The sequence below is a fragment of the Hoeflea sp. Naph1 genome, assembly GCF_046837775.1.
GTDB lineage: Bacteria > Pseudomonadota > Alphaproteobacteria > Rhizobiales > Rhizobiaceae > Hoeflea.
Genome location: NZ_CP177286.1, coordinates 4,098,144 through 4,119,924, shown reverse-complemented (window position 1 = coordinate 4,119,924; position 21,781 = coordinate 4,098,144). Strand labels below are relative to the sequence as shown.

The window sequence follows — 21,781 nt, the reverse complement described above, 5'->3', positions numbered from 1 at the left end:
ACTGCTTTTCAGACTGCATTCGGCGGGGTGCATCAGCGGCGGTGCTGTGTCAATCCGCGGACAATATCACTTGACGTGATGGAGCCTGTCACAACGCCTTTGTCAATAACGCCGATTGTTCCGTCCCGCTTTGAAAGCGCATCCATGACATCGGAAAGGGGCGTATCCGGGGTCACTGAAGCCGACAGTGGCAATTGACCCCGCGTATTGTCGGGCTTGCCCTTGGTCATGACATCGCGCGCAGTCAACATGGCGATCGGATTCATGTTGGCAACGAAATCGGCGACATACTCATTGGTGGGCGAATTGACGATCTCGCGCGGAGTACCGCACTGGATAATGCGCCCGCCTTCCATGATGGCGATTCGGTTGCCGAGCTTCATCGCTTCATCGAGATCATGGCTGACGAAAACAATGGTCTTGCCGAGCCGTGACTGAAGTTCGAGTAGTTCATCCTGCAGCCTTGAACGGATCAGCGGGTCGAGAGCCGAAAATGGCTCGTCCATGAGAAGAATAGGCGCGCCTGTGGCGAAGGCGCGGGCGAGGCCGACGCGCTGCTGCATGCCACCGGAGAGTTCGGCGACCATGCGGTCGGACCAGTCGGACAAGCCGACGAGTTCGAGTTGTTCAGTGACCCGCTGATCGCGCTCCTTTTTGGGGACGCCGGAAATTTCCAGGCCGAAGCCGACATTGTCAGCGACCGAACGCCAGGGCAGCAGGCCGAATTGCTGAAACACCATCGACACGGTGTCCATGCGCAGCTGTTTGAGCAGTTTGTCGTCGCAAGCGCCGACATCGAATATCTCGTCGCCGCATTCGACGATGAGCGTGCCGCGGCTGATCGGATTGAGCCGGTTGATGGCGCGCAGAAGCGTGGACTTACCCGATCCCGACAGCCCCATCAGAACCAGGATCTCGCCCTCGTTGATGTCGACTGTGCAATTGTGCACGCCGAGCACGTCACCGGTTATCTCCTGGATCTCGGTGCGGGATTTGCCTTCGTCGGCAAGCGCCAGGCTCTCGGCAGTGTTGTCGCCAAAGATGATCGAGACATTGTCAATGCGGACCGAGCCGCGGTCGGCCTGAAGGCTCATGACGTGGCTCCGATGCGAACCCTGCAGATGCGGTCAAGGATGATGGCGAGGATGACGATGGCAATGCCGGCTTCAAGCCCGAGCGGAATGTTGACGGTGTTGAGCGCGCGGACCACCGGCTTGCCGAGACCGTTTGCGCCAATCAGCGCTGCGATGACGACCATCGACAATGACAGCATGATGCATTGGGTAAGCCCGGCCATGATGGTTGGCAGGGCCGCCGGCAACTCGACTTTTCGCAGCAATTGCTGCGGTGAGGCGCCAAAGGCCATTCCGGCTTCGACCATCGGCTTGGGCACCGATGTGATGCCGAGATAGGTGAGCCGGATTGGGGCAGGGGATGCAAATATGATCGTAACCAGAAGGCCGGGGGCCAGGCCGAGGCCAAACAGAATGAGCACCGGGATCAGATAGACGAAGGTCGGCATCGTCTGCATCAGATCAAGGACCGGTTGCATATAGGTGTAGATTTTTGGCCGGTGCGCCAGCCAGATGCCGATCGGCACGCCGATGGCCATCGACATGAAGGCCGCAGAAATCACCAGCACCAGGGTCTCGACGGTTTCCTTCCAGAGCCCCTGATTGATGATGAAAGCAAGCCCCAGCAAGATGCCGAGCGCCAGTTTCCACGTTTTCTGAATGCGCCAGCCGATCAGCGCGATGACAACAACAAGGACCAGGGGCGGTAACCACAACAGCCCATCAATCATGCTGTCGAGCATGAATTTGAGCGAGTCTGCAATGGCGTCAAAGGCGAATTCGAAATTGTCGGTGAGGAAATTGAAGAAATCTTTCCCCCACTTCCCGACCGGAATTTTCCAGACCGTGATGAAGTCTGCCATACCATCCATGTCGTGTCCCCCCGGCAGATGTTACAGTCCGGGGCCGCGTTGGCAGCCCCGGACCGTCGTCTCATTATTACATGCCGAGCTTGGCGGCGACAGCTTCGGCAGCGTCGCCGCCGTCAAACGTGGTCACGCCTTCAAGCCATGGCTTGACTGCATCCGGATTGGCCTTCAGCCAGGCCAGACCGGCTTCATTGGCGTCTTCACCCTTGAGGATGTCATCCATGATCTTGTTTTCCATCGACAGAGTGAAGGAAAGATTCTTGATCAGCGTGCCTGCATTGGGGCATTCGGTGGTGTAGCCGGCGCGCACATTGGTGTGCACGGTCGCCGCGCCAAAGCCGGAATCACCCATGCCATCAAGATAGGCGATCGACATTTCGCCCATGATCGGGTGCGGGGTCCAGCCGAGGAATGCGATCCATTCTTCATTGCGGATTGCCTTTTCGGCCTGCGACAGCATGCCGGCTTCCGAGCTTTCCACCAGTTCGAAGCCTTCAAGGCCATTGGCAGGGTCGGCGATCATATCGAGGACGATGCGGTTGCCGTCATTGCCCGGTTCGATGCCATAAATCTTGCCGTCGAACTTGTCCTTGAACTTGCCGATATCGGTCAGGCTCTTGACGCCGGCTTCAGCTGCATAGGTCGGCACCACGAGGCCATAGCCTGCGCCATCAAGGTTCTGGGTAATGGTCTCGACCGAGCCATCATCGAGATACGGCTGTACATCAGCGGCCATCGACGGCATCCAGTTGCCGAGGAACACATCCATGTCCTTGTTCTTGAGCGACTGATAGGTCACCGGTACGCTGAGTACCTGGACGTCCGGCGTGTAACCCAGTGCTTCAAGCACGACGCTTGTGACTGCGGTGGTGGCCTGGATGTCGGTCCAGCCGACGTCAGCGAAACGTACGGTCTTGCAGGCTTCAGAATCCGCGGCCTGTGCCGTGGCGACGCCTGCGAGCAGAAGGGCTGCGAGGGTAAGAGTCAGTTTTTTTGTCATGGTCGGTATCTCCCGTGTTCCGAGCGCAGAAACAACCACCTCTTAGGCTTCAACTCAAGCTGAAAGAGCGTGAATTTATTGTTCACAAGCCAAAATGGCGGTTGAAAGCGGCTGCCGGGGGTGGGATTCAGCAGCTCGGCGGGTAATGGATTTCGGGTTTGCGGTGGGCGGGCGCGGTATCGCCCCGCCGATACACAGCACGGCAAATTCGGAGGCCAGCCATGGCCAAACTCTATTTCAGCTATTCAACGATGAATGCGGGCAAGACCACGCTGCTGTTGCAGGCGTCGTACAACTACCGAGAACGGGGCATGCGCACCGTACTGTTCATTGCCGCGCTTGATGACCGTGCCGGGCTCGGCAAGGTGGCCTCGCGTATCGGTCTCGAATCCGAGGCGATCCCGTTTCGCCCGGAGGATGACCTGTTTGCCTCGCTAAAAGCGCTGAAGGCTGAGGGCGATATCGCTTGTGCCTTTGTCGATGAGGCGCAATTCCTGACCGAGGACCAGGTCTGGCAGCTGGCGCGTGTCGCTGACCGGTTGAGTATTCCGGTCATGGCCTACGGCCTGCGCACCGATTTCCGCGGGCAGTTGTTTCCAGGCTCGCAGACCCTGCTGGCGATTGCCGACGAACTCAGGGAGGTCCGCACCATCTGTCATTGCGGGCGCAAGGCGACGATGGTGGTGCGCACCGATGCCGATGGCAAGGTGCTGCACGAGGGCGCCCAGATCGAGGTAGGTGGAAACGACAAATATGTGTCTTATTGTCGCCGTCACTGGGATGACGTAATAAATACCGGCGTGGCAAAATAGTGATATTTCAAATGCTTGGAATGGAACCGAAGCCAAAGTCGGGCGTTTGAGGCAGAGGCGTGGTTTGTGCGTGCATTGCCCTTGCGGTCCGGTGCGTTATAACCAGCCTATCAAATTCAGCTAATGGAGCCAGTTTATGCGCATATCCTTTTCCATGTTGTTCGGCCTCGCGGTGGTCGCTGGTCTTTCGGTCCCGACCGCGGCCTTCGCCGATGGGGACGCTGCCAAGGGCGCGAAGATCTTCAAAAAGTGTGCCGCCTGTCACACGGCCACGGAAGCCAAGAACAAGATTGGCCCGCATCTGGACAATGTCATTGATCGCCCTATCGCCTCCATTGAAGATTTCAAGTATTCCAAGGCCATGACCGAGCATGCCGAGGAAACACCGACATGGACCGTCGAGGCACTGACCGAGTTCCTGCACAAGCCGACCAAGGTGGTGAAGGGCACGAAGATGAGCTTCGCCGGCCTCAAGAAGGACAAGGACATCGAAGACATCCTTGCCTATCTCAAGGACCCGTCGGCGGCCGAGTAATCATCGCACTTATACAGACGTCAAAAGGTCGTTCCTTCGGGAGCGGCCTTTTTTTTTGACAAGGTCATGCTTACGTTGCTCACTAATTGTTTTGCCATCAGGGTTCCGGTGCTACAAACGCGACGGTGCCCGGTATGGGGTGTGAAATGGTGAAGCGCCTGCCTGATGGCGCCTATAAACGGGGAAACGGCATGGCCAGCATCAAGAGCCTAGACGCAGAGATTGAGAAAACCCGCGCGGTCGTCGATGACATGCGTTCTAAGATCGAGGCATCCGGTGTGGTGCTCGAAAAAATGTCGGAAGCCGATGCGCAATTGGGCGATCCGCAGTTCGACATTGAAAACGCCCGTATCCATGATGTTCTGCGCCAGCAACGCATGATGGAAACCAACATCGCCGACCTGATCATCGGGCTGGAGGATGCCACCAACGTATTTGGCGCCGAGTTTGAAAGCATGAAGGGGTTTTCCGGCATGGAAAGCTTCGTGGCGATGTTTTCCAAGGCGCGGGCGCAGCGGATGCGCTCGGATCGAGTCAGGAACATGTCACTGGCGGGCAACCTTCAGGAACTGCTCAAGAAATCCGATACGATTACCGGCATCCTGAAGGATCAGAAGGATATTCTGGACAGCCGCTACAAGACATCGGAAGCCAGCCTGATCAAGGTGATCGAGCGCCGCAAGGCGACCATGGCCAATCTGGAATCGGTGCAGCAGCGGATCGAGGAGCTCAATCCGCAACTGATGGACATCGAGAACCAGATCGCTGCCTCGACCGACCAGAAAATCCGCACCGATCTTGAAAGCGAACGCTCGAAGCTCGCCACCGAATACAATGAGCGGCAGGCCAAGGAACAGGAACTGCTGGCCGAGAGCCAGACGCTGGAACGCTACACCTCGATGTTCCAGACTTTTGTGGATTCGCTCAACAACCAGATTGCGGCGCAGAATACGCTGATCAACAAGCTGACGATCGACACCGAGCAGCGCATCGTCCTGTACAAGGCACTTGAGGATTCGCTGAAGACCGCGGCACAGCAGGATGTGGCCCACAAGATCAACACGCTCGGCAGCCGTGTCGACACCGCGGCGGAAGAAACCATGGCCGGCATCGGTGCAGCAGCGCAGCGCCACATTGGGGATCTGCTTGAAATGCACGAGAAGAACATGCTGTCGACCCAGGATATCCAGCGCCGCAAGCAACTCGCCGACGACGCCTTTGCGCGGCGCTTCTCGGAAGTTCTGGAGAAGCACAATTCCGCAAATTACGTGCAATCCTGAGCAAGGTGGCGTGACGATGGACAGTGGCCATGCGCGCTGACACTGGTGCCGCCGGCGCCTATTTCAGATCGATGCAGGCGGCGCTAAAGGGGCTGCGGATCTATCTCGCGGATGCCAAATCGCCGCTCTATGCCCATGGTCTGGTTGGTCAGGTGCTGATTCCCTATGTCGATCGGCTGGAAGCCACGTTTACCGCCTGGGAACACCGGGTCGGTTTCATGGAGCGGTTTCGCATCAGCCGTGCCGACAGCGGTTTCCCGGTGTTTCAGAATGTACTGACGCTTGAAAATGATCGCGCCACCGCCAAGGAGCGGCTGGCGGCGATGCCTGAGGTAGAGGCATTGAAAGTGGAAATGGCCGACTTCATCCTACGCCACAAGCAGTTTCCCACCGCCCTGCAGGAGCAGATTGCCGAACGACTTTATCTTGAAGATATCGGCAAGGACGCGGTGTTCGCGCCGTTTATCCTGCCTGAAACCATCCGGGTGTCGGTTAATCCGAAAAATCGCCGACCCTATTACGTGGTCCACTGGGGCGTATTCGATGGCAGCCAGACGTTGCCGATGGTGTACATGGCGACGATCGAGGATTCGAGCGAAGCCATCGCCAAGTCATTGATCGGTGCGGACGGCAAGCTCAATCCCGAGATCGAGATCCCGCTGCCCGTTGGTGGCCTGCTCAATCCCGAATTTGCCCGCGGTTTTGACGCCTCGGCGGAAAAGAACGGCGCTTATTCGCTGTCGCCCGTTACCATCGCCCAGAATCTCGATTCCGATTTCGAGCACCTGCATCCCAAGCAATTGCGACGTTTCGTGCTCGGGCCGTTCTATTCGGCCGGTGTGACCGACAACAGCGACAAAATCTCGTCGATCCTGTCGAAGGTGCGCAAGGACGAGAACGCCTGGCTGCTGACCTGGACCATGCAGGAAGTGTTTTCCGTGACCGAGCGTCCGGCCAAACGCGGATTGTGGAGTTCGACACCGGCGCGCGACGAGTATCACATCAACACCGACGATCTGGAAGCCACCCGGCAGGGCGTCAGCGACTACCAGAAACACGCGCTGGTGCCGCACGAGGCCTATCAGGCGCTTTATGCGTCGGGCGAGGCGGAGAGCATATTCTCGGGCTTTACCGTGCATGTGGTGTCGGGCAACCAGGTCATCAGCGAGGTATGAGCGCATGAGCCAGACAACCGGCCTGACGACGATTTCAGAAGAAGACATCGCCCGCCATCGTTCGGTGGCGCAGGCGATGGTGACACGCGTCGTCGTTCTGACACCGCAGGATGACGGATCGAAAACGGCGCTGGCGGGCACTCACCGGCGGTTTGTTTCCACCGTGTCGACCGGCGGCTTGCGCCGTACCCGCGAGATCGAGCTTGCCAAGACCATTCAAGCGGTGCGCGGCGAAGACCCGATGCTGTCGATCCCGCAGCATACGCTGTTGTTTCGGACCCGGCGCGGCATTGCGGTGGCGCTGGCGGTGGCAGAACTGTTTGCGCGGCAGACCGATCTCGAAAGCCTGCAATCGCGCAATGCCGGGGCACCGCTGCAGGGCGCGGATGCCGAGTGGTTCAAGCGGCTGCTGTCGGCATCTGCCTATATCGCCGCGTTTACGCTTGCCGCTTATATCCTGCAGACAGTCGACGGTGAAACCGAACCGGTCAATGATACCGAAGAGCCGGACTTTGAATTCGACACCCCGCAGGATGCGTTGAAATCGTTGCTTGCTGGGCTTGATGAAGCGATTGCCGGGGCGCCCGACGAGGTGTCCATGACAGCGCGCGCGCGGGCATTGGCGCGGGTAGCCATCGAGGGGCTGCTCAGCCGCCGCGCCCGGTTCGAGGCGATGAGCGCGTTTGCCCAATCACATCTGCGGCTGGAGTCTGACAATTTCACGCTCGACGGTTTCGACGTGGCGCCGGGTCAGCGCCGCAAGCCGCTGGTGATGAGCTTCAAGAAGCCCAACGAGATCATCGGCAATCACCTTGCCAAGCATCAGGCGATGCGGCTGGCGCGGATGGTGATGGCCTATGATTTCGAGCGGCAACTCAATCCGTTTGTCGATTTGGGCGGGTTCCTTTTCACCTTCATCGGCGATGGCGCACCCGGAACAGGCAAGACCATCCTCATCCAAATGCTGGCCGGCATGATCAATGATTACTGCGAGGTTGCCGGCTATCCGTTCCACTACGAGAATTTTGGTGTCGACCAGATCTCGTCCTATCAGGGCAAGTCGGGGCAGAACTGCAAGGCGTTCGTTGACAATGTGCTCAACCCGCGAGCCATCGGGTTCGGGACGATCGACGACATCGACCAGGTTGCCGCCAAGCGTTCCGACGACCGCGCCTCGGCTGGCCAGCAGGAAGTCACTGCCGTGCTGATGGAAAGTTTCGCCGGCGCCTCGACCGTCGTGCGCGGCAATTGCAGTTTTGGCATGTTCTCCAATTATCCGGAAAATGTCGATGATGCGTTGCGGCAGCGGGCAGGCGCGCGCTGGCTGGTCGACGGGCCGCAATCGCTTGATGATTACATTGATATTTTCGCGCTGCTGGCCGGCAAGAACCATTCGATCCCGCTGGGGCGGCACGAACTCTATGCCAGCCAGGAGATCAAGCAGGCGGTGGCGCGCTCCTATGACGGCCATGACCGGCCGCAGGAGGAGGGGCTGCTCTCTGTCTGGGAACGGTTCGAGAAACAACACGGCAAAGTCAAAACCATTGCCGACATCGGCGCCTATCTGCACCAGATCAAGCTGGCCGAGCCACGCTTTACCGGCAGGGCGATCAAGAACATCACCGATGCGATCAAGATGCGGGCGATGGACATTGATCTGCCCGACGAATGGTTCGAGACCGCCGGCGCCTTCATGCACAAGGCTTATGATGAAAAACTGGCGATGATTGCCGAGCTGCGCAAACCCTTCACCATCGAAATGGTGTTGCAGGAGATCAACCGCTACGCCGATTCCGAATTCCGCTACACCGACCGGTCCGACGCCACCGCGGTCGAGGAAATCATCCGCCGGGAACGCCAGCGGGAGCGGGCAATCCGCGATATCGAGATGATGAAACGCGACGGGCGCTGGAAGTCATGAAACATCTTGTCGACAACGAGCTGATCTATGGCCGGTTGCTGAAAATCGACGAGCCGCATCTGATCGGGCGCTACAACAAGGCGCTTGAGGCCTTTGGGCTCGCGCCGACCGCCCTTGCAAGCATTCGCATCGACATGACCGGGTTTTCGCCGGAGATCGCCGGAGAACTCGGCGACAGCCAGTATCTCGATCCCAATGGCGTCAACCGGCGCTTCATCATCCTGACGCCGGAGCAGGAAAACCTGCCGGTGGTGCATACCCAGTTTTCCAATACTGCCGGGCTGATGCATGAATTTTTTGATGGCAATCGCCGCGCCGTCTACGCGGTCACCATCAAGGATGTGCTCTATGGCGAGATCGAGGATCCGGTCGAAGTCGTCACCGGGGTCGAAGACCTGCTGTCGATCGAAGAGGTCCGCTTCCGGGTGATGTCGGCCGAAGACATGCTTGGCAAGGCGACCGAATTGCGGGCTCTGGTCGACCGTTTGCAGATATCGAAGGACGGATGGCGTGACGACGCCATGCTTGGTCGGATGGTCGAGCTTGCCAAGCAAACCGGCGATATACGCCAGAATGCGCTGGTGCCCGACAAGCTGGTGTTTCCGCACCAATCCTATTGGGCCAGCCATTTTGGCGGCGTGTTCATCTTTCGCGATGATCGCACCACCACGGTGATCTGCGACAGCCATGCGCCGGGGTTCCGACGTTCGCGGCCCTGGGAAGTCAGCTATATCGACATTTCCGACCATGCCCGGATGTTTGATTACCTGTCCAAGACCGGACGGTTGCAATTGCCGCGCGCGTCCTGGGTCGAACCATCGGGCTTCTTCACGCACCGTGCCGATATGGCAATCGCCGATCTTGTCCGGGTTGCCGACCCGGCGGCGGATCTGGCCAAGGCTGATCCCGTGTGGCTGCAGACCTGGATGCATCACAATGCCGGCCTGGTGGCGGAACAGGGTATTTATCCGTTCCTGCAGGAAGCCATGCGGGAGGTCGCCACCACGGGACAAGTCAAGATGCGCGAATTGCGCGCTGACCGGCGATTGATGCTATGTCGCGCCGTGCCCGACCACCCGGACCAGTGGCTGGTCAACCGTCTGCTGGCGCGTCTGGCGCCGTTTGATTTCGTTTCTCGCTTTGTTTTTGACAAGCAAGGCTTCTATGAAGCCTATGAGGGATATTCCGAAAGCTACCGCGCTCATGTTGTGAATGTGCTTTCGGCGACCTATCTAAACACCAAGGCGGCGCTGAGATCGCGGCTGTACGGACTGGAAGGACCCCAAGACGATGCTTGACCCCGTGATCGCCTTTTTCGAGCGCATCTTTCACGCTATCGGCCGCGGAATCGGAGTGGTGGTGTCGTTTATCCTCTGGCCGTTTGTCACCGTTGCCGGCTGGTTTGCCGAGCGCGGTTTCGTTATCAAGGTCATCGTTGGCGGAATCCTTGCCGTTTTCCTCGGGCTCTATGGCTATTTCTTCTGGCAATCCCAGGTCTGGTCCGGGTTCGATCCGGAATACCCGTCCAAGCGAGAAGTCATCGCGGCGACGCCGGGGGCCGATCTGGGCGGCGGAAAATGCGCGCCGTCGGCAATGGTGGCGGCGACGGCTGATCTGATTGATTTCAACGTCAATCAGAACGCCTGGATTTCCTCGATGATCCTCTACAAAGCCGGGTTCTTCGGCATCGACTGGGACCATACGCCGTTCTTTGACAACAAGGCCGCCTTCCAGCGTGGCGTAAACCAGGCGATCCGCCGCACCACGGTCGAGTTTGTCGATACGCTGGGCCGGGTACGCGGCACCAGCCAGGTGGATGGTAATCTGCAGGACGCGCGCGGGGCGCTGCAGTTTGACGAATACACCTGGTATTTCGGGGTGAACCCGTTTGGCCCGAAAACGCCGACGCCGTCGTTCTACCGTTCAGCCATTGCCGATCTCGAAACCTTCAACACCAGGCTGGCTAACTGCGAAGCGATCTACGACGCGCGGACCGACAACCTCATTCAGTTCATCGACCGCATCGCCGCCGATGTCGGGTCGACATCGGCGATCCTTCGTGACCGTTCGGAAAACTACAATGGTGGCTGGTTCGACACCCGCGCCGATGATCGTTTCTGGTTTTCCTACGGCCAGCTTTATGGCTATTACGGCATCCTCAAAGCCACCCGTGACGATTTCCGCGACGTGGTGGTGCAGCGCAACCTGGAACAATTGTGGGATGAGATGGATGGGCATTTGTCAGCGGCGATGAAGATCCAGCCATTTATCATATCCAATGGCAATGAGAGTGGATGGATCATGCCGACCCATCTGGCGACCATGGGGTTTTACGTTCTGCGATTCCGCTCGAACCTGGTTGAAATGCGCGCCATTCTGGATCGCTGACTTAAACGCGGCGCAGCTCCTGTTGATCAGGGGTGTGCGCCGCGAGGCGTCAGGCGGTTCAGTCTTTTACGGTGTCAATCGCTGATGGCGGATTGCCGACGACGCCGATCAGGCGGGTCTGATCGGCCACTTCCTCGAACATGCCGTAGAGTTCTTCACGGCCATCATCGGTGATGCGAAACCGGCCAACCGACCGGACATATTTGACGCCATTGCGGCCGTTTATGAGCCTTAGCACATAATGAAACCCGGTCTTTTCCACCGCGGTGCGCTCAAGCAATTCCAGCATGTAAGGCAGGTCTTCGGGGTGAACGGCGTCGTTGGCCAGGGTCAGGTTCACCGGTCCCTTGGTGTAGGTCATGCCGTAGATGTCGAAAATTTCCTTCGACCAGAATACATGGCCGGTGGCCATATCCGAACGCCAGTAGCCGATCTGGTGCTGATATGACATCAAGCCGGCGATTTCGGTGTCCGTCAGGCCGATATGTTCGAGGTCCTGCTCGGGGCTGGGTGTCTCTGAAAACTCGAATCTGACCACCAGTTTCATTCCTTCGGCTGGCATTCTCTGCCGCTTTGGCGCCATCAGCTGATTAGATGCAACCGGAGCGCTTTGGCCACAAGTTGGGTTCTATTGACGCAATCGAGTTTGCGCATCGCGCTGTTCATATAGGTGTTGACCGTATGGTCAGACAAGGAAAGAATTGCAGCGATTTCGGTAGATGTTTTGCCATTGGCTGCCCAGTGCAATACTTCGAGTTCGCGCGCGGTCAACGGATTTTTTGAGTTCTTATTTTTATTTTTCAAGCAAGAGTACGTGTCGTAGGCATGCAGGACGAAAATTCCCAGCTCACCCATTTCGGTGTGGGTCAATTCTGCGCGGTTGCCGAGAAACGCCACCGCTGCACGGTCGCCGATAGACCCGTGCACCGGGAAATACACGCCGCTGGTCATATCGTGACGGGCGAAAAGCTGCTGGGCGCCGTCGGCTTCGGTTTCTTGTCGTCCTTCACCAATGGTGGTTGTGTTCCAGCATATTGGCGCAGTCGAGCGCCGCAGAGTCGCAAAAATAGGCGAATTCTTCAGCAGCCCCATCTCGTCATAGGCTTCAATCAGTCCCTTGGGTAAGTCCGACAACACAATCAGGTTCGCCAGGCGGTCGTCCACGGTTGCGGGGATGTTGACCAGCATACAGCCCTTGAAATCGAACCGGTCCGCCAATTCGCGCAGGAAAGCCGCCAAATCGATCTCGGTCTTGATTGCGTTCAATCGATTGAAAAGGGCTTCTTGGCCTTTCATCAAAAGCGATCCGTCATAAAAATGAGTTCAGTTCGTCGGTGACGACAGGTTACAGACAATCACAACCCGGCGCTACAGCTGAAACCGGAATTGCCCAAAACAATCTGCATCCGAATAATACGTTGAGCCCGTCTGACCGAGTCAAACCGGGAGTTTCTGAGTGTTCTTGACCTCCTCCATCACGGGATATGTGTGGGTTTCGCGAACGCCGGGCAGGGTCAGGATGACGTCTGACAGAAATGCGCGATAGGCTTCCATTCCCTTGACCCGCGCCTTTATCAGGTAGTCGAAGCCGCCTGCCACCATATGGCATTCCATGACATCGTCGGATTTGCGCACGGCATCAGAAAACGCATCGAATACATCCGGAGTGGTCCGGTCAAGTTTGACCTCGACAAATACCAGCATGCCCCGGTCGAGCTTGGCTGCGGAAAGCCTCGCGGTATAGCCGGTAATAAAGCCGTCGCGGCTCAAACGCTTGAGCCGTTCTGCGGTGGCGGTGGCGGAGAGACTGACTTTTTCGGCCAGTTCGATGTTGGTCAGGCGTCCGTTGTCCTGCAGGGCGCGCAAAATCTTTCGGTCGATGCGGTCGATTTCCTTCATGAAACCTCTGTAAATTCCCAGAATAATAGATATAGGCACGGATTTTGAGCCAAAATATAGTGAGAAATCCAGTCAATCAAGCGATAGCTTGTGTCATTCACGGGAGATTATCATGAACGCCACCACCGCTCAGGCCTTGACCGCATTCCATGCCCCGCACGCCCCGGATGATGACCGGCTAATTCGCAGTTTCGCGCAGGACCTTGTGTTCAGCAGTGCGCAGGATCAGGCGATTGACGCCAGGGCCAGCAAGCTGATCCAGGCGATCCGATCCGATTCCGGCCAGATGGGTGGCGTCGAGGATTTCCTGCGGGAGTATGGGCTGTCGACGCGGGAAGGGCTGGCACTGATGGTTCTGGCCGAGGCGTTGCTCCGGGTGCCTGATGCGCTGACCCAGGATCGGCTGATCGAGGACAAGCTCAAGGAGGGCGGCTGGAGCGACCATGAGGGCCATGGCGACACCTGGTTTGTCTCGGCCTCGGCTTGGGCACTGGGCATGTCGGCGCGGGTGATCAAGCCGGGCGAAACGCCTGAAGGCGTCATGCGCGGTCTGGTCAAGCGCATGGGCATGCCGACGGTACGCACCGCTACCCGTCAGGCAATGCGGTTTCTGGGGCATCATTTCGTGCTCGGCGAAACCATCCAGGATGCACTCGGCCGTGCCGCCAAGAACGAAGCGCGCGGATACCGCCATTCCTACGACATGCTCGGCGAGGGGGCGCGGACACGTGCCGATGCCAAGCGCTATTTCAAGTCCTATGCGGACGCGATCGCAGCAATCGGCAAGTCGGCCGACAAGGTCGCTGCCGGGCGCAAGCTGCCGGAGCGGCCGGGAATCTCGGTCAAGCTGTCGGCGCTGCATCCGCGTTATCTGCCGACCCATCGCGAGCAGGTGCTGGTTGAGCTGGTTCCAGACCTGATCGAGCTTGCGAAGATGGCCAAGGCGCATGATCTCAATTTCACCGTCGATGCCGAGGAAGTAGACCGGCTGGAACTGTCATTGGATGTAATCGACCGGGCCTTCGCCGATCCGTCGCTTGCCGGCTGGGACGGGTTCGGCCTTGCCATTCAGGCCTATCAGAAGCGGGCGCCGCAGGTGATCGAGCATATTGCCGGCCTGTGCCGCAAGCACGACCGCCGGATGATGGTTCGGCTGGTCAAGGGCGCCTATTGGGACACCGAGATCAAGCGCGCGCAGGAGCGTGGGCTCGGGGGCTATGGGGTGTTCACGCGGAAGGCCGCGACCGATCTGTCCTATCTCGCCTGCGCACGACAAATGCTTGATCTGCGCTCGGTGATCTATCCGCAGTTTGCCACCCATAATGCGCTGACGGTCGCGACCATCATCGAAATGGCGCAGGACCGCAGCGGCTTCGAATTCCAGCGTCTGCATGGCATGGGCGAAGTAGTTTACGACAGTCTCGCCAAGGGCAATGACCGGGTGCCATGCCGGATCTATGCACCAGTTGGCGGCTACCGCGACCTGCTGGCCTATCTGGTGCGCCGGTTGTTGGAAAACGGCGCCAATTCCTCCTTCGTCGCGGTTGCAGGCGACAAGAATATCCCGATCGCGCGACTGTTGGAGCGTCCCGAGGTCAAGCTGGGTCTGGCCCGTGGACAGTCGGCGCGCAACAGCCAGATCCCGTTGCCGCTGGCGATCTACCCCGATCGCGCCAATTCACGTGGCGTCGAATTTGGCGACCGGCTGCAACTGGCTTCGCTGGTTGCAGGCATGGAACGCTCGACGGGCACCGTCGAGGCGGGGCCGCTGGCGCCGGGAATAAAGTCGGGTGGCGCAGCCCAAGAGGTGCGCTCGCCCTCGGATCCGTCGAAGGTCGTGGGGACCGTGCGGTTTACCGATCCGAAGGATGTCGACAAGGCGGTGACCACCGCGCTGCAGGGGTTCAAGACCTGGTCGCGCACCGATCCCGACGCTCGCGCCGCAGCACTTGTCCGTGCTGCCGATCTGATCGAGGACCGGCGCGACCGGTTCATGGCGCTGTTGTCATCGGAGGCCGGCAAGACGCTCGATGACGGCATCGCCGAAATTCGCGAAGCCGTCGATTTCCTGCGCTACTACGCAGGACGCTCGCGCGCGATGTTCGGGGCGATGCAGCCGATGCCCGGACCGACCGGCGAGGACAACCGGCTGGGCTGGCGTGGACGCGGCGTGTTTGTCTGCATCTCGCCGTGGAACTTTCCGATGGCGATCTTTCTGGGGCAGGTGTCGGCGGCGCTGGCGGCCGGCAATTCGGTGATCGCCAAGCCTGCCGAACAGACCCCGCTGATCGCCCATGAGGTCATCAGCCTGCTGCACGAGGCGGGTGTGCCAAAGGACGTGCTTTTGTGTCTGCCGGGCGAGGGTGATGTCGGCGCGGCGCTGACTTCACACCCGAAGATTGGCGGGGTGGCGTTTACCGGTTCGACCGAGACCGCGCGCGCCATCAACCGGACGCTGGCTGCCAAGGACGGGCCGATCGTGCCGTTCATCGCCGAAACCGGTGGCCTCAACGCGATGATCGTCGACGCCACCGCGCTGGCCGAACAGGTGGCCGATGATGTGGTGATGTCGGCTTTCCGTTCTGCCGGGCAGCGCTGCTCGGCACTCAGGCTGCTGTTCGTTCAGGAAGATGTTGCCGACCAGATGATCGAGATGATCGAGGGGGCGGCGCGCGAACTCAAGCTTGGCGATCCGTCGCAGCCTTCGACCGATATCGGTCCGGTGATTGACCAGGACCAGCGTGACATGCTGGCAGCCCACGTGGCGTCAATCTCCAAAACCCAGAAGCTGGTCTATGCCGGCAGCGCCCCGAATGACGGACTGTTCTTCGCGCCGCATATTGTCGAGCTCAAGGACGCGGCCGCGCTCGATCGCGAGATCTTCGGTCCGATACTGCATGTGGTGCGCTACAAGGCCAAGAAATTCGATGCCGTTCTCGACGCCATCGACGCCACTGGCTACGGGCTGACGCTTGGGGTGCATTCACGAATCGAGGCGACGGTGCGCAAGGTGATCGACCGCCTCGATACCGGCAATGTGTATGTCAACCGCAACATCATCGGAGCCGTGGTCGGCACCCAGCCATTTGGCGGTTCGGGGCTGTCGGGCACCGGTTTCAAGGCCGGTGGGCCGCATTATTTGATGCGGTTTGCGGTCGAGCAGGCGGTCTCCGTCAACACCGCTGCCGCCGGTGGCAATGCCGGACTGATCGCCATGGGTGACGATTGAGCAAACGGGCTAAAGTCCCCGTTTCTCGCTCTCGGCACGCAGGTCGGCCAACGCTGCGGCAAAACCCTTGCCGCTCCAGTCGCGTTGCCAGTCACGGCCCATGCTGTCGGTAAATGCGAGGCGGATGACTGCGTCTTCACCAAGGGCTGAGGCGAAGCGTTCGGCCTCTTGGCCGGAGATCAGGCAGCGGGTTCCGCCCTCGCATCGCCCAGGTGCATAATCGAATGTGCTCTCGCCATCCTCGATGATGGCAAAGCCGCCCGCCTCGAACTGGGTTCCGCGTTCGAACGAGAATTCGAAACGCAGACCATCCTGTGCGCTGCGGGTGACGAAAACAAAAGCCGCGCCGAAATCAGGGCGTGGTGCATAGACATCGACAATCCGGACATAGCAGCGCTGCTCGATGCCCTCGCCAATGTCACGGTGATCGCAGGCGCTGTCCCATATTCCCAGCGTCTTGTAGTGATCGACGACCCATTTCCAGTCGTTGACGGTGTTTTGCGCCATGGCCGGGGATGCCAGCGGCAACACTAATAGTGGTAATGAGAATAACAGTTTCGAAAAGTGTGTTTTCATGGCCGCAAGTCTTGCGAAGGGCCACGCTGTGCGCAAATCAACGATTCTCACGGCTTCGCGAGAAACCTGACTTTCGGTTCATGCGTATAGTGTCGCAATTGGCGCATTGTACGTCCTGTTTTACACAGTTGTCGCCTCGGCTTTTAGTTTCTATTCGTGCGAACCGGTCACGCGGCACAAGCGGGCCAGGTTGGGGAGAGGACACGACATAATGGCTGAGTACAAATCCGATATCGAGATTGCCCGTGCGGCGCAGAAGAAACCGATCATGGAGATCGGCGAGAAGCTTGGGATTCCGCATCTGGACCTGGTGCCTTATGGACACGACAAGGCCAAGGTTTCTGCCAAATTCATTGCCCGACAGAAGGACAAGCCCGATGGCAAGCTGATCCTGGTTACAGCCATTAATCCGACCCCCGCCGGTGAAGGCAAGACCACCACCACGGTCGGCCTGGGGGACGGCCTCAACCGCATTGGCAAGAAGGCGATGGTCTGCATCCGTGAAGCTTCGCTGGGGCCGAATTTCGGTATGAAGGGCGGGGCCGCGGGCGGCGGTATGGCGCAAGTGGTGCCGATGGAGGAAATGAACCTGCATTTCACCGGCGACTTCCACGCCATCACCAGCGCCCACAATCTGCTCTCGGCGATGATCGACAACCATATCTACTGGGGCAACGAGCTGGAGATCGACGCACGCCGGATCGTCTGGCGCCGGGTGATGGACATGAACGACCGGGCGCTGCGCGACATCGTGGTCAATCTCGGCGGTGTGGCCAACGGCTTTCCGCGCCAGACCGGGTTTGACATCACGGTTGCGTCCGAAGTCATGGCGATCCTGTGCCTGTCCAAGGATCTCGAGGATCTGCAACAGCGTTTGGGCGCCATCGTCGTTGCCTATCGCCGCGATAAGTCGCCGATCTACTGCCGCGACATCAAGGCCGATGGGGCGATGACGGTGCTCCTCAAAGAGGCGATGCAGCCCAATCTGGTGCAGACGCTGGAAAACAACCCGGCCTTCGTGCATGGCGGGCCGTTCGCCAATATCGCCCATGGCTGTAACTCGGTAGTGGCCACCACGACGGCGTTGAAACTTGCCGATTACGTGGTCACCGAAGCCGGGTTTGGGGCGGATCTGGGGGCGGAAAAATTCTTCGACATCAAATGCCGCAAGGCAGGTCTCAAGCCAGATGCAGCCGTGATCGTCGCCACCGTGCGGGCGATGAAAATGAATGGCGGTGTCAAGAAGGACGATCTTGGAAGCGAGAACGTCGCTGCTGTCGAGAAGGGCTGCGCCAATCTCGGCCGGCACGTGCAGAACGTGAAGAAATTCGGCGTGCCGGTGGTGGTGGCAATCAACCATTTCGTCTCTGACACCGATGCCGAGGTCCAGGCAGTGAAGGATTATGTCGCGACACTCGGTGCGGAAGCGATCCTGTGCAAGCACTGGGCGCTGGGCTCTGCCGGGATCGAGGACCTGGCCCACAAGGTGGTGGAGATGGCCGAATCCGGCCAGGCGCAGTTCGCCCCGCTCTACCCCGACGACATGCCGTTGTTCGACAAGATCGAGACCATCGCCAAATCGATCTATCATGCCGGTGAGGTGATCGCCGAAAAGTCGGTGCGTGAGCAGCTCAAGCAATGGGAAGCGCAGGGCTACGGCAAGTTGCCGATCTGCATGGCCAAGACCCAATATTCGTTCTCGACCGATCCGAACCTGCGCGGCGCGCCGACCGGTCACACCGTGCCGGTGCGTGAGGTGCGGTTATCGGCCGGCGCTGGCTTCATTGTCGTCATCACCGGCGAGATCATGACCATGCCGGGCCTGCCGAGAACGCCGTCGTCGGAAAAGATCTACCTCAATGACGCGGGGCAGATCGAAGGTCTGTTTTGATGCATGATGTTGCAGCGTCCCTCGCGCGTCCAATTGGGTGCGGGGGGCTGTAGCTTCAAAGCCGGGCGGCAAGTCCGCCCGGTTCGCAATTGATCACTGGCACAGCCGGTATCCGCGATTGCGTTTGGCGATATCGAGATGGAGATGGTCGGCGTGGCTGGTATTGGTGCCGGGGCCGAGCACCGTGGTGAAATGCAGGCAGGCGCCGGCGCGCACGGCGCGCTGGAATGCTTCTTCGATGTTGCCGTCGCCGGCGCGTGGTGAAACGCCGATTGGTTTTCGTTCGGTAAACTCGAAATTTGCGACGTCGATTGCATTGCCGATCGCATGCTCTGACATCTTGCCAGTGGCCAGATTATTGCGCCGCCGGCAGACATAGGTGGAGCCGTGATTGATGGCCTGGAGGGAAACCTCGCCCGGCAGCGCCGAGGTTGCGGGAATGACCACGGTGCCCACCCATTGCGCCAGCGCGAGCGCCGTTTCGCACCGCAATTGCGTTGCCGGTTTCAGGATCACGCCGCTGGCGATCTCGGTGATTGCGTAGGGCGCTGTGATGCCGCAACCATTCTCGCCATTGAGTGGGGCAAGTTTTTCAAACGTAACATCAAGCTTACGTAATTCTGCTTCGCAACTCGCCAGATCGGCTTCGGTGTCTGTCGCGGCGACAATGTCCGGCAAAGGTTCGGGATGTTGTTCCGGTTCAGCCTGCTCCCGGATCACGGGGGAGCGTGTGCTGTCAGGAATTTCTATCGATTGCTCGGGTTTTGGCGTGGGAACCGGCGGGTTTTCGGGAAGCTCCATGCCTGTCAGCACTAGGAGAACGGGGGGGATCATAAGAGCCATGCGTGCCAAGATGATCCTCGCTCTGGTTTTGCGTTAGGGGCTGCGGAAATCACCGCCGAGCTTACCCCAGCCGCAGTGCCGGAAATAGGGGGTAGTGTCGGCGGAACCAGGACGGATTATCACGCGGTTGAGTGCAAAACCGGTGGAGCAGTGCAATCGCGTCGTGCGCCCGATGCAAGCTGGCTGTATGCACCTATCCGCGGGGTGACGGATTGAGTACAGTTTGGGTATGTTCTCGCCCGAAAGGGACCTTATCTGGCGTCCGGCTGCGGTGCCGCTGAGCGAACGTCATTGGGCCGCATTTTCCGGCTCTGGGAACGAACTGGCCCTCGGCGGGTTCATCATCAATCAGAAGGACAAAGGGGCGACACGCAGAATGGCTGCCGAAAAGATTACATCATCGCTGGCCGAGTGGCTGGTTCGCGGCGTCAGGAACGGCAGCGTCCATCGCCTGCCCGTATTGCTGATGGGGGTGGTGACCTTGGGTCTCTTCGCCTTTATCTCGATTGCCGATGAAATGGCCGAGGGTGAAATCCGCAACATCGATGAGACGCTTTTCCTGCTGCTGAGAGTTCCGGGCGATCCGTCGACGCCGCTGGGGCCGGAATGGTTGCAGGAAATAGCGCTCGAAGTCACGGCTGTCGGCGGCTTTCCGCTGATCATTCTCACGCTTGCCGCCGTCACCGGGTTTTTCATTGTCACCAAACGCTATGGCGCGGCACTTTATGCGGTGCTGTCGGTCGGCTCCGGCGCGCTATTAAGCCAGACTCTCAAGCAATACTATGCCCGGCCGCGTCCGGATCTGGTCGATCACCTCGACAATGTTCACACATTAAGTTTTCCCAGCGGGCATGCGCTGGTGACGACTGTTGCCTATCTGACGCTTGCCGCGCTGGTGATCGGCTATCTGGATGACCGGCGGGCGCGGGCCTATGTGCTTCTGGTGGCAATATTCGTGGCGGTGCTGGTTGGCGTGAGCCGGGTCTATCTCGGTGTGCATTGGCCCAGCGACGTCGCTGCCGGCTGGGCGCTGGGTGCGGCCTGGGCAAGTTTCTCCTGGCTGATCGTGCATTTCCTCAAGCGGAACAGAAACCTGAAGATGGGTTCCTGATACGGAATTACGGCTGAGTTTCCCCCGCCGGTTTAACCGGCAGGGGACGTTCCAAGTTATCACGCAGCACTCGGGCCGGGATCATTGTCGCCAGAATCCGAATATGCCTGAGGGTCGCGCTCCGACCCTGCGTCGTAAGCCAGGTGAAGCCCGCGGCGTGTGTGCTGTTGCTTGAACCGCTGCCGGCGCGCGGCTTCGGGCTGGAACAGCACTTCCTCGAGCAGGATGCGCTCGGGAATGCCGTTCTCCTGTTTCGGCAGGGTAAGGCAGTCGCTTTCCACCAGTCCCAGCAACGCCAGCCCGCGCGCGGTGGTCAATGGCAGGCTTTGGCCGATAATGCCGGCCATTGGGTCCTGGGTAATGATGGCGGTCTGTGCGGACAGTTCTCCGACGCGATAACGCACGCGACTGTTTAACGTCACGATGTTGTCGGCAACATCCTCGCCGAACACCACGCGTGCGTTGTCGAGCTTGTGCCTGAGCAACTGGCAAACGCAATCCGGCAGGGCGAGGCGACGGTCATACATGGTTTCAAGGATCGCAAAATCCTTGCTGGTCAGGGTACATTCCTGGTTTTTCCACATGGCGATCTCCAATCACGCCAGCCCTATGGCGGCGCGCATGACAGGGAAGGGAAAACTGGCCCCTGCACCCCGATTATTCGGGTGCAGGGGATGTGGCCCTGTCAGGAGACAATCTCCTATGTGAGGTGAAAAACCGGTGCCCATGGCGATTACTGACTCAGCGCGGGGTGCTTGTCCTGGCTGACCTCAAGTACCTTCAATTCGTGACGCTGGCCATTGGGCGCAGTCCAGTCGATCGTTTGTCCGGCCTTCAAGCCGATCAATGCCGAGCCAACCGGGGTTGTAACGGATATGCGCCCTTCTTCTATGTTTGCGTCTCCGGGATAGACCAGCTGGACTGTCTTTGCGTCCTTGTTGTCGGCAACATAGGTGACGGTCGATCCCATGCGGATAATCGACGGGCTTATGGCGGCGTCACTGACGATTCGCGCGCGGTCGATTTCCTCGGCGAGGCTGATGGCGAGTTCGGGGCTGCGTTGCGTCCGCACCGCGGCAAGATTGCTCAGCCGGTCGTAATCGGTTTCGGTGATCGTAATTGCCGGCTTGCGCCTGTTTCTTGGCTGCATTGAAGTGTCCACGCAGAGATGTTGCCCCG

Annotated in this window: 20 protein-coding genes; 10 read left to right on the top strand and 10 right to left on the bottom strand. The window is 59.1% G+C overall.

From position 1 onward, the window contains the following. Nucleotides 1-32 precede the first annotated feature (32 nt). The 3 genes from choV to choX form a co-directional block, all read right to left on the bottom strand. The gene (gene choV / locus ACK6D9_RS19825; RefSeq protein ID WP_322987968.1) at nucleotides 33-1,094 is read right to left on the bottom strand and encodes a choline ABC transporter ATP-binding protein; all 1,062 of its coding nucleotides are present in this window, start codon (nucleotides 1,092-1,094) and stop codon (nucleotides 33-35) included. Continuing rightward, a complete protein-coding gene (choW, locus tag ACK6D9_RS19820; RefSeq protein WP_412049818.1) occupies nucleotides 1,091-1,945 on the bottom strand; it encodes a choline ABC transporter permease subunit in 855 nt (284 codons plus the stop codon). The genes choV and choW overlap by 4 nt, the downstream gene beginning before the upstream one ends. Nucleotides 1,946-2,012: 67 nt before the next feature. Next, nucleotides 2,013-2,942, bottom strand: a complete 930-nt coding sequence (gene choX / locus ACK6D9_RS19815) for a choline ABC transporter substrate-binding protein (protein WP_412049817.1) — start codon at nucleotides 2,940-2,942, stop codon at nucleotides 2,013-2,015. A gap of 221 nt (nucleotides 2,943-3,163) precedes the next feature. Between choX and ACK6D9_RS19810 the strand changes: the two genes are divergently transcribed. The 7 genes from ACK6D9_RS19810 (at nucleotide 3,164) to ACK6D9_RS19780 (ending at nucleotide 11,053) form a co-directional block, all read left to right on the top strand. Further along, nucleotides 3,164-3,754: a thymidine kinase gene (locus ACK6D9_RS19810; protein WP_322987965.1), complete on the top strand. Its 591-nt coding sequence runs from the start codon at nucleotides 3,164-3,166 to the stop codon at nucleotides 3,752-3,754. Nucleotides 3,755-3,890: 136 nt separating this feature from the next. After that, on the top strand, nucleotides 3,891-4,289 hold the full coding sequence (locus ACK6D9_RS19805; protein ID WP_412049816.1) for a c-type cytochrome: 399 nt from the start codon (nucleotides 3,891-3,893) through the stop codon (nucleotides 4,287-4,289). 191 nt (nucleotides 4,290-4,480) lie between these two features. Beyond that, entirely contained in the window at nucleotides 4,481-5,569 is a 1,089-nt protein-coding gene (locus ACK6D9_RS19800) for a hypothetical protein (protein ID WP_412049815.1), read from the top strand. A gap of 29 nt (nucleotides 5,570-5,598) precedes the next feature. Beyond that, complete coding sequence (locus tag ACK6D9_RS19795; protein ID WP_412049814.1) at nucleotides 5,599-6,744, top strand: hypothetical protein; 1,146 nt, start codon at nucleotides 5,599-5,601, stop codon at nucleotides 6,742-6,744. A gap of 4 nt (nucleotides 6,745-6,748) precedes the next feature. Then, complete coding sequence (locus ACK6D9_RS19790) at nucleotides 6,749-8,665, top strand: AAA family ATPase (protein WP_412049813.1); 1,917 nt, start codon at nucleotides 6,749-6,751, stop codon at nucleotides 8,663-8,665. Beyond that, entirely contained in the window at nucleotides 8,662-9,963 is a 1,302-nt protein-coding gene (locus ACK6D9_RS19785) for a DUF6638 family protein (RefSeq protein ID WP_412049812.1), read from the top strand. The genes ACK6D9_RS19790 and ACK6D9_RS19785 overlap by 4 nt, the downstream gene beginning before the upstream one ends. Beyond that, on the top strand, nucleotides 9,956-11,053 hold the full coding sequence (locus ACK6D9_RS19780) for a DUF2333 family protein (protein WP_322987959.1): 1,098 nt from the start codon (nucleotides 9,956-9,958) through the stop codon (nucleotides 11,051-11,053). The genes ACK6D9_RS19785 and ACK6D9_RS19780 overlap by 8 nt, the downstream gene beginning before the upstream one ends. Before the next feature lie 58 nt (nucleotides 11,054-11,111). Here the strand turns inward: ACK6D9_RS19780 and ACK6D9_RS19775 are convergent, their stop codons facing one another. From ACK6D9_RS19775 to ACK6D9_RS19765, 3 genes are all read right to left on the bottom strand, one after another. Continuing rightward, complete coding sequence (locus ACK6D9_RS19775) at nucleotides 11,112-11,591, bottom strand: PAS domain-containing protein (protein ID WP_412049811.1); 480 nt, start codon at nucleotides 11,589-11,591, stop codon at nucleotides 11,112-11,114. 44 nt (nucleotides 11,592-11,635) lie between these two features. Continuing rightward, nucleotides 11,636-12,349, bottom strand: a complete 714-nt coding sequence (locus ACK6D9_RS19770; protein WP_322987957.1) for a LuxR family transcriptional regulator — start codon at nucleotides 12,347-12,349, stop codon at nucleotides 11,636-11,638. 141 nt (nucleotides 12,350-12,490) lie between these two features. Further along, the gene (locus ACK6D9_RS19765; protein ID WP_322987956.1) at nucleotides 12,491-12,952 is read right to left on the bottom strand and encodes an Lrp/AsnC ligand binding domain-containing protein; all 462 of its coding nucleotides are present in this window, start codon (nucleotides 12,950-12,952) and stop codon (nucleotides 12,491-12,493) included. Nucleotides 12,953-13,064: 112 nt separating this feature from the next. Between ACK6D9_RS19765 and putA the strand changes: the two genes are divergently transcribed. Beyond that, nucleotides 13,065-16,181: a bifunctional proline dehydrogenase/L-glutamate gamma-semialdehyde dehydrogenase PutA gene (putA, locus tag ACK6D9_RS19760; protein ID WP_412049810.1), complete on the top strand. Its 3,117-nt coding sequence runs from the start codon at nucleotides 13,065-13,067 to the stop codon at nucleotides 16,179-16,181. A gap of 9 nt (nucleotides 16,182-16,190) precedes the next feature. Here putA and ACK6D9_RS19755 read toward each other — a convergent pair whose 3' ends face one another. After that, complete coding sequence (locus tag ACK6D9_RS19755; RefSeq protein WP_322987954.1) at nucleotides 16,191-16,688, bottom strand: hypothetical protein; 498 nt, start codon at nucleotides 16,686-16,688, stop codon at nucleotides 16,191-16,193. Between the two features lie 280 nt (nucleotides 16,689-16,968). Here ACK6D9_RS19755 and ACK6D9_RS19750 point away from each other — a divergent pair, with 280 nt between their 5' ends. Beyond that, nucleotides 16,969-18,648 carry a formate--tetrahydrofolate ligase gene (locus ACK6D9_RS19750; RefSeq protein WP_412049809.1) on the top strand — a complete coding sequence of 560 codons (1,680 nt, stop codon included), beginning with the start codon at nucleotides 16,969-16,971 and terminating at the stop codon, nucleotides 18,646-18,648. 93 nt (nucleotides 18,649-18,741) lie between these two features. Here the strand turns inward: ACK6D9_RS19750 and ACK6D9_RS19745 are convergent, their stop codons facing one another. Further along, nucleotides 18,742-19,491, bottom strand: a complete 750-nt coding sequence (locus ACK6D9_RS19745; RefSeq protein ID WP_412049808.1) for an extensin family protein — start codon at nucleotides 19,489-19,491, stop codon at nucleotides 18,742-18,744. 229 nt (nucleotides 19,492-19,720) lie between these two features. Between ACK6D9_RS19745 and ACK6D9_RS19740 the strand changes: the two genes are divergently transcribed. Further along, complete coding sequence (locus ACK6D9_RS19740) at nucleotides 19,721-20,602, top strand: phosphatase PAP2 family protein (protein WP_412049807.1); 882 nt, start codon at nucleotides 19,721-19,723, stop codon at nucleotides 20,600-20,602. Between the two features lie 59 nt (nucleotides 20,603-20,661). On the opposite strand, the gene ACK6D9_RS19735 is transcribed toward ACK6D9_RS19740, so the two are convergent. Continuing rightward, complete coding sequence (locus ACK6D9_RS19735) at nucleotides 20,662-21,186, bottom strand: nucleoside-diphosphate kinase (protein ID WP_322987950.1); 525 nt, start codon at nucleotides 21,184-21,186, stop codon at nucleotides 20,662-20,664. Between the two features lie 149 nt (nucleotides 21,187-21,335). Beyond that, complete coding sequence (gene rnk, locus ACK6D9_RS19730; protein WP_322987949.1) at nucleotides 21,336-21,752, bottom strand: nucleoside diphosphate kinase regulator; 417 nt, start codon at nucleotides 21,750-21,752, stop codon at nucleotides 21,336-21,338. Between the last annotated feature and the right edge of the window lie 29 nt (nucleotides 21,753-21,781).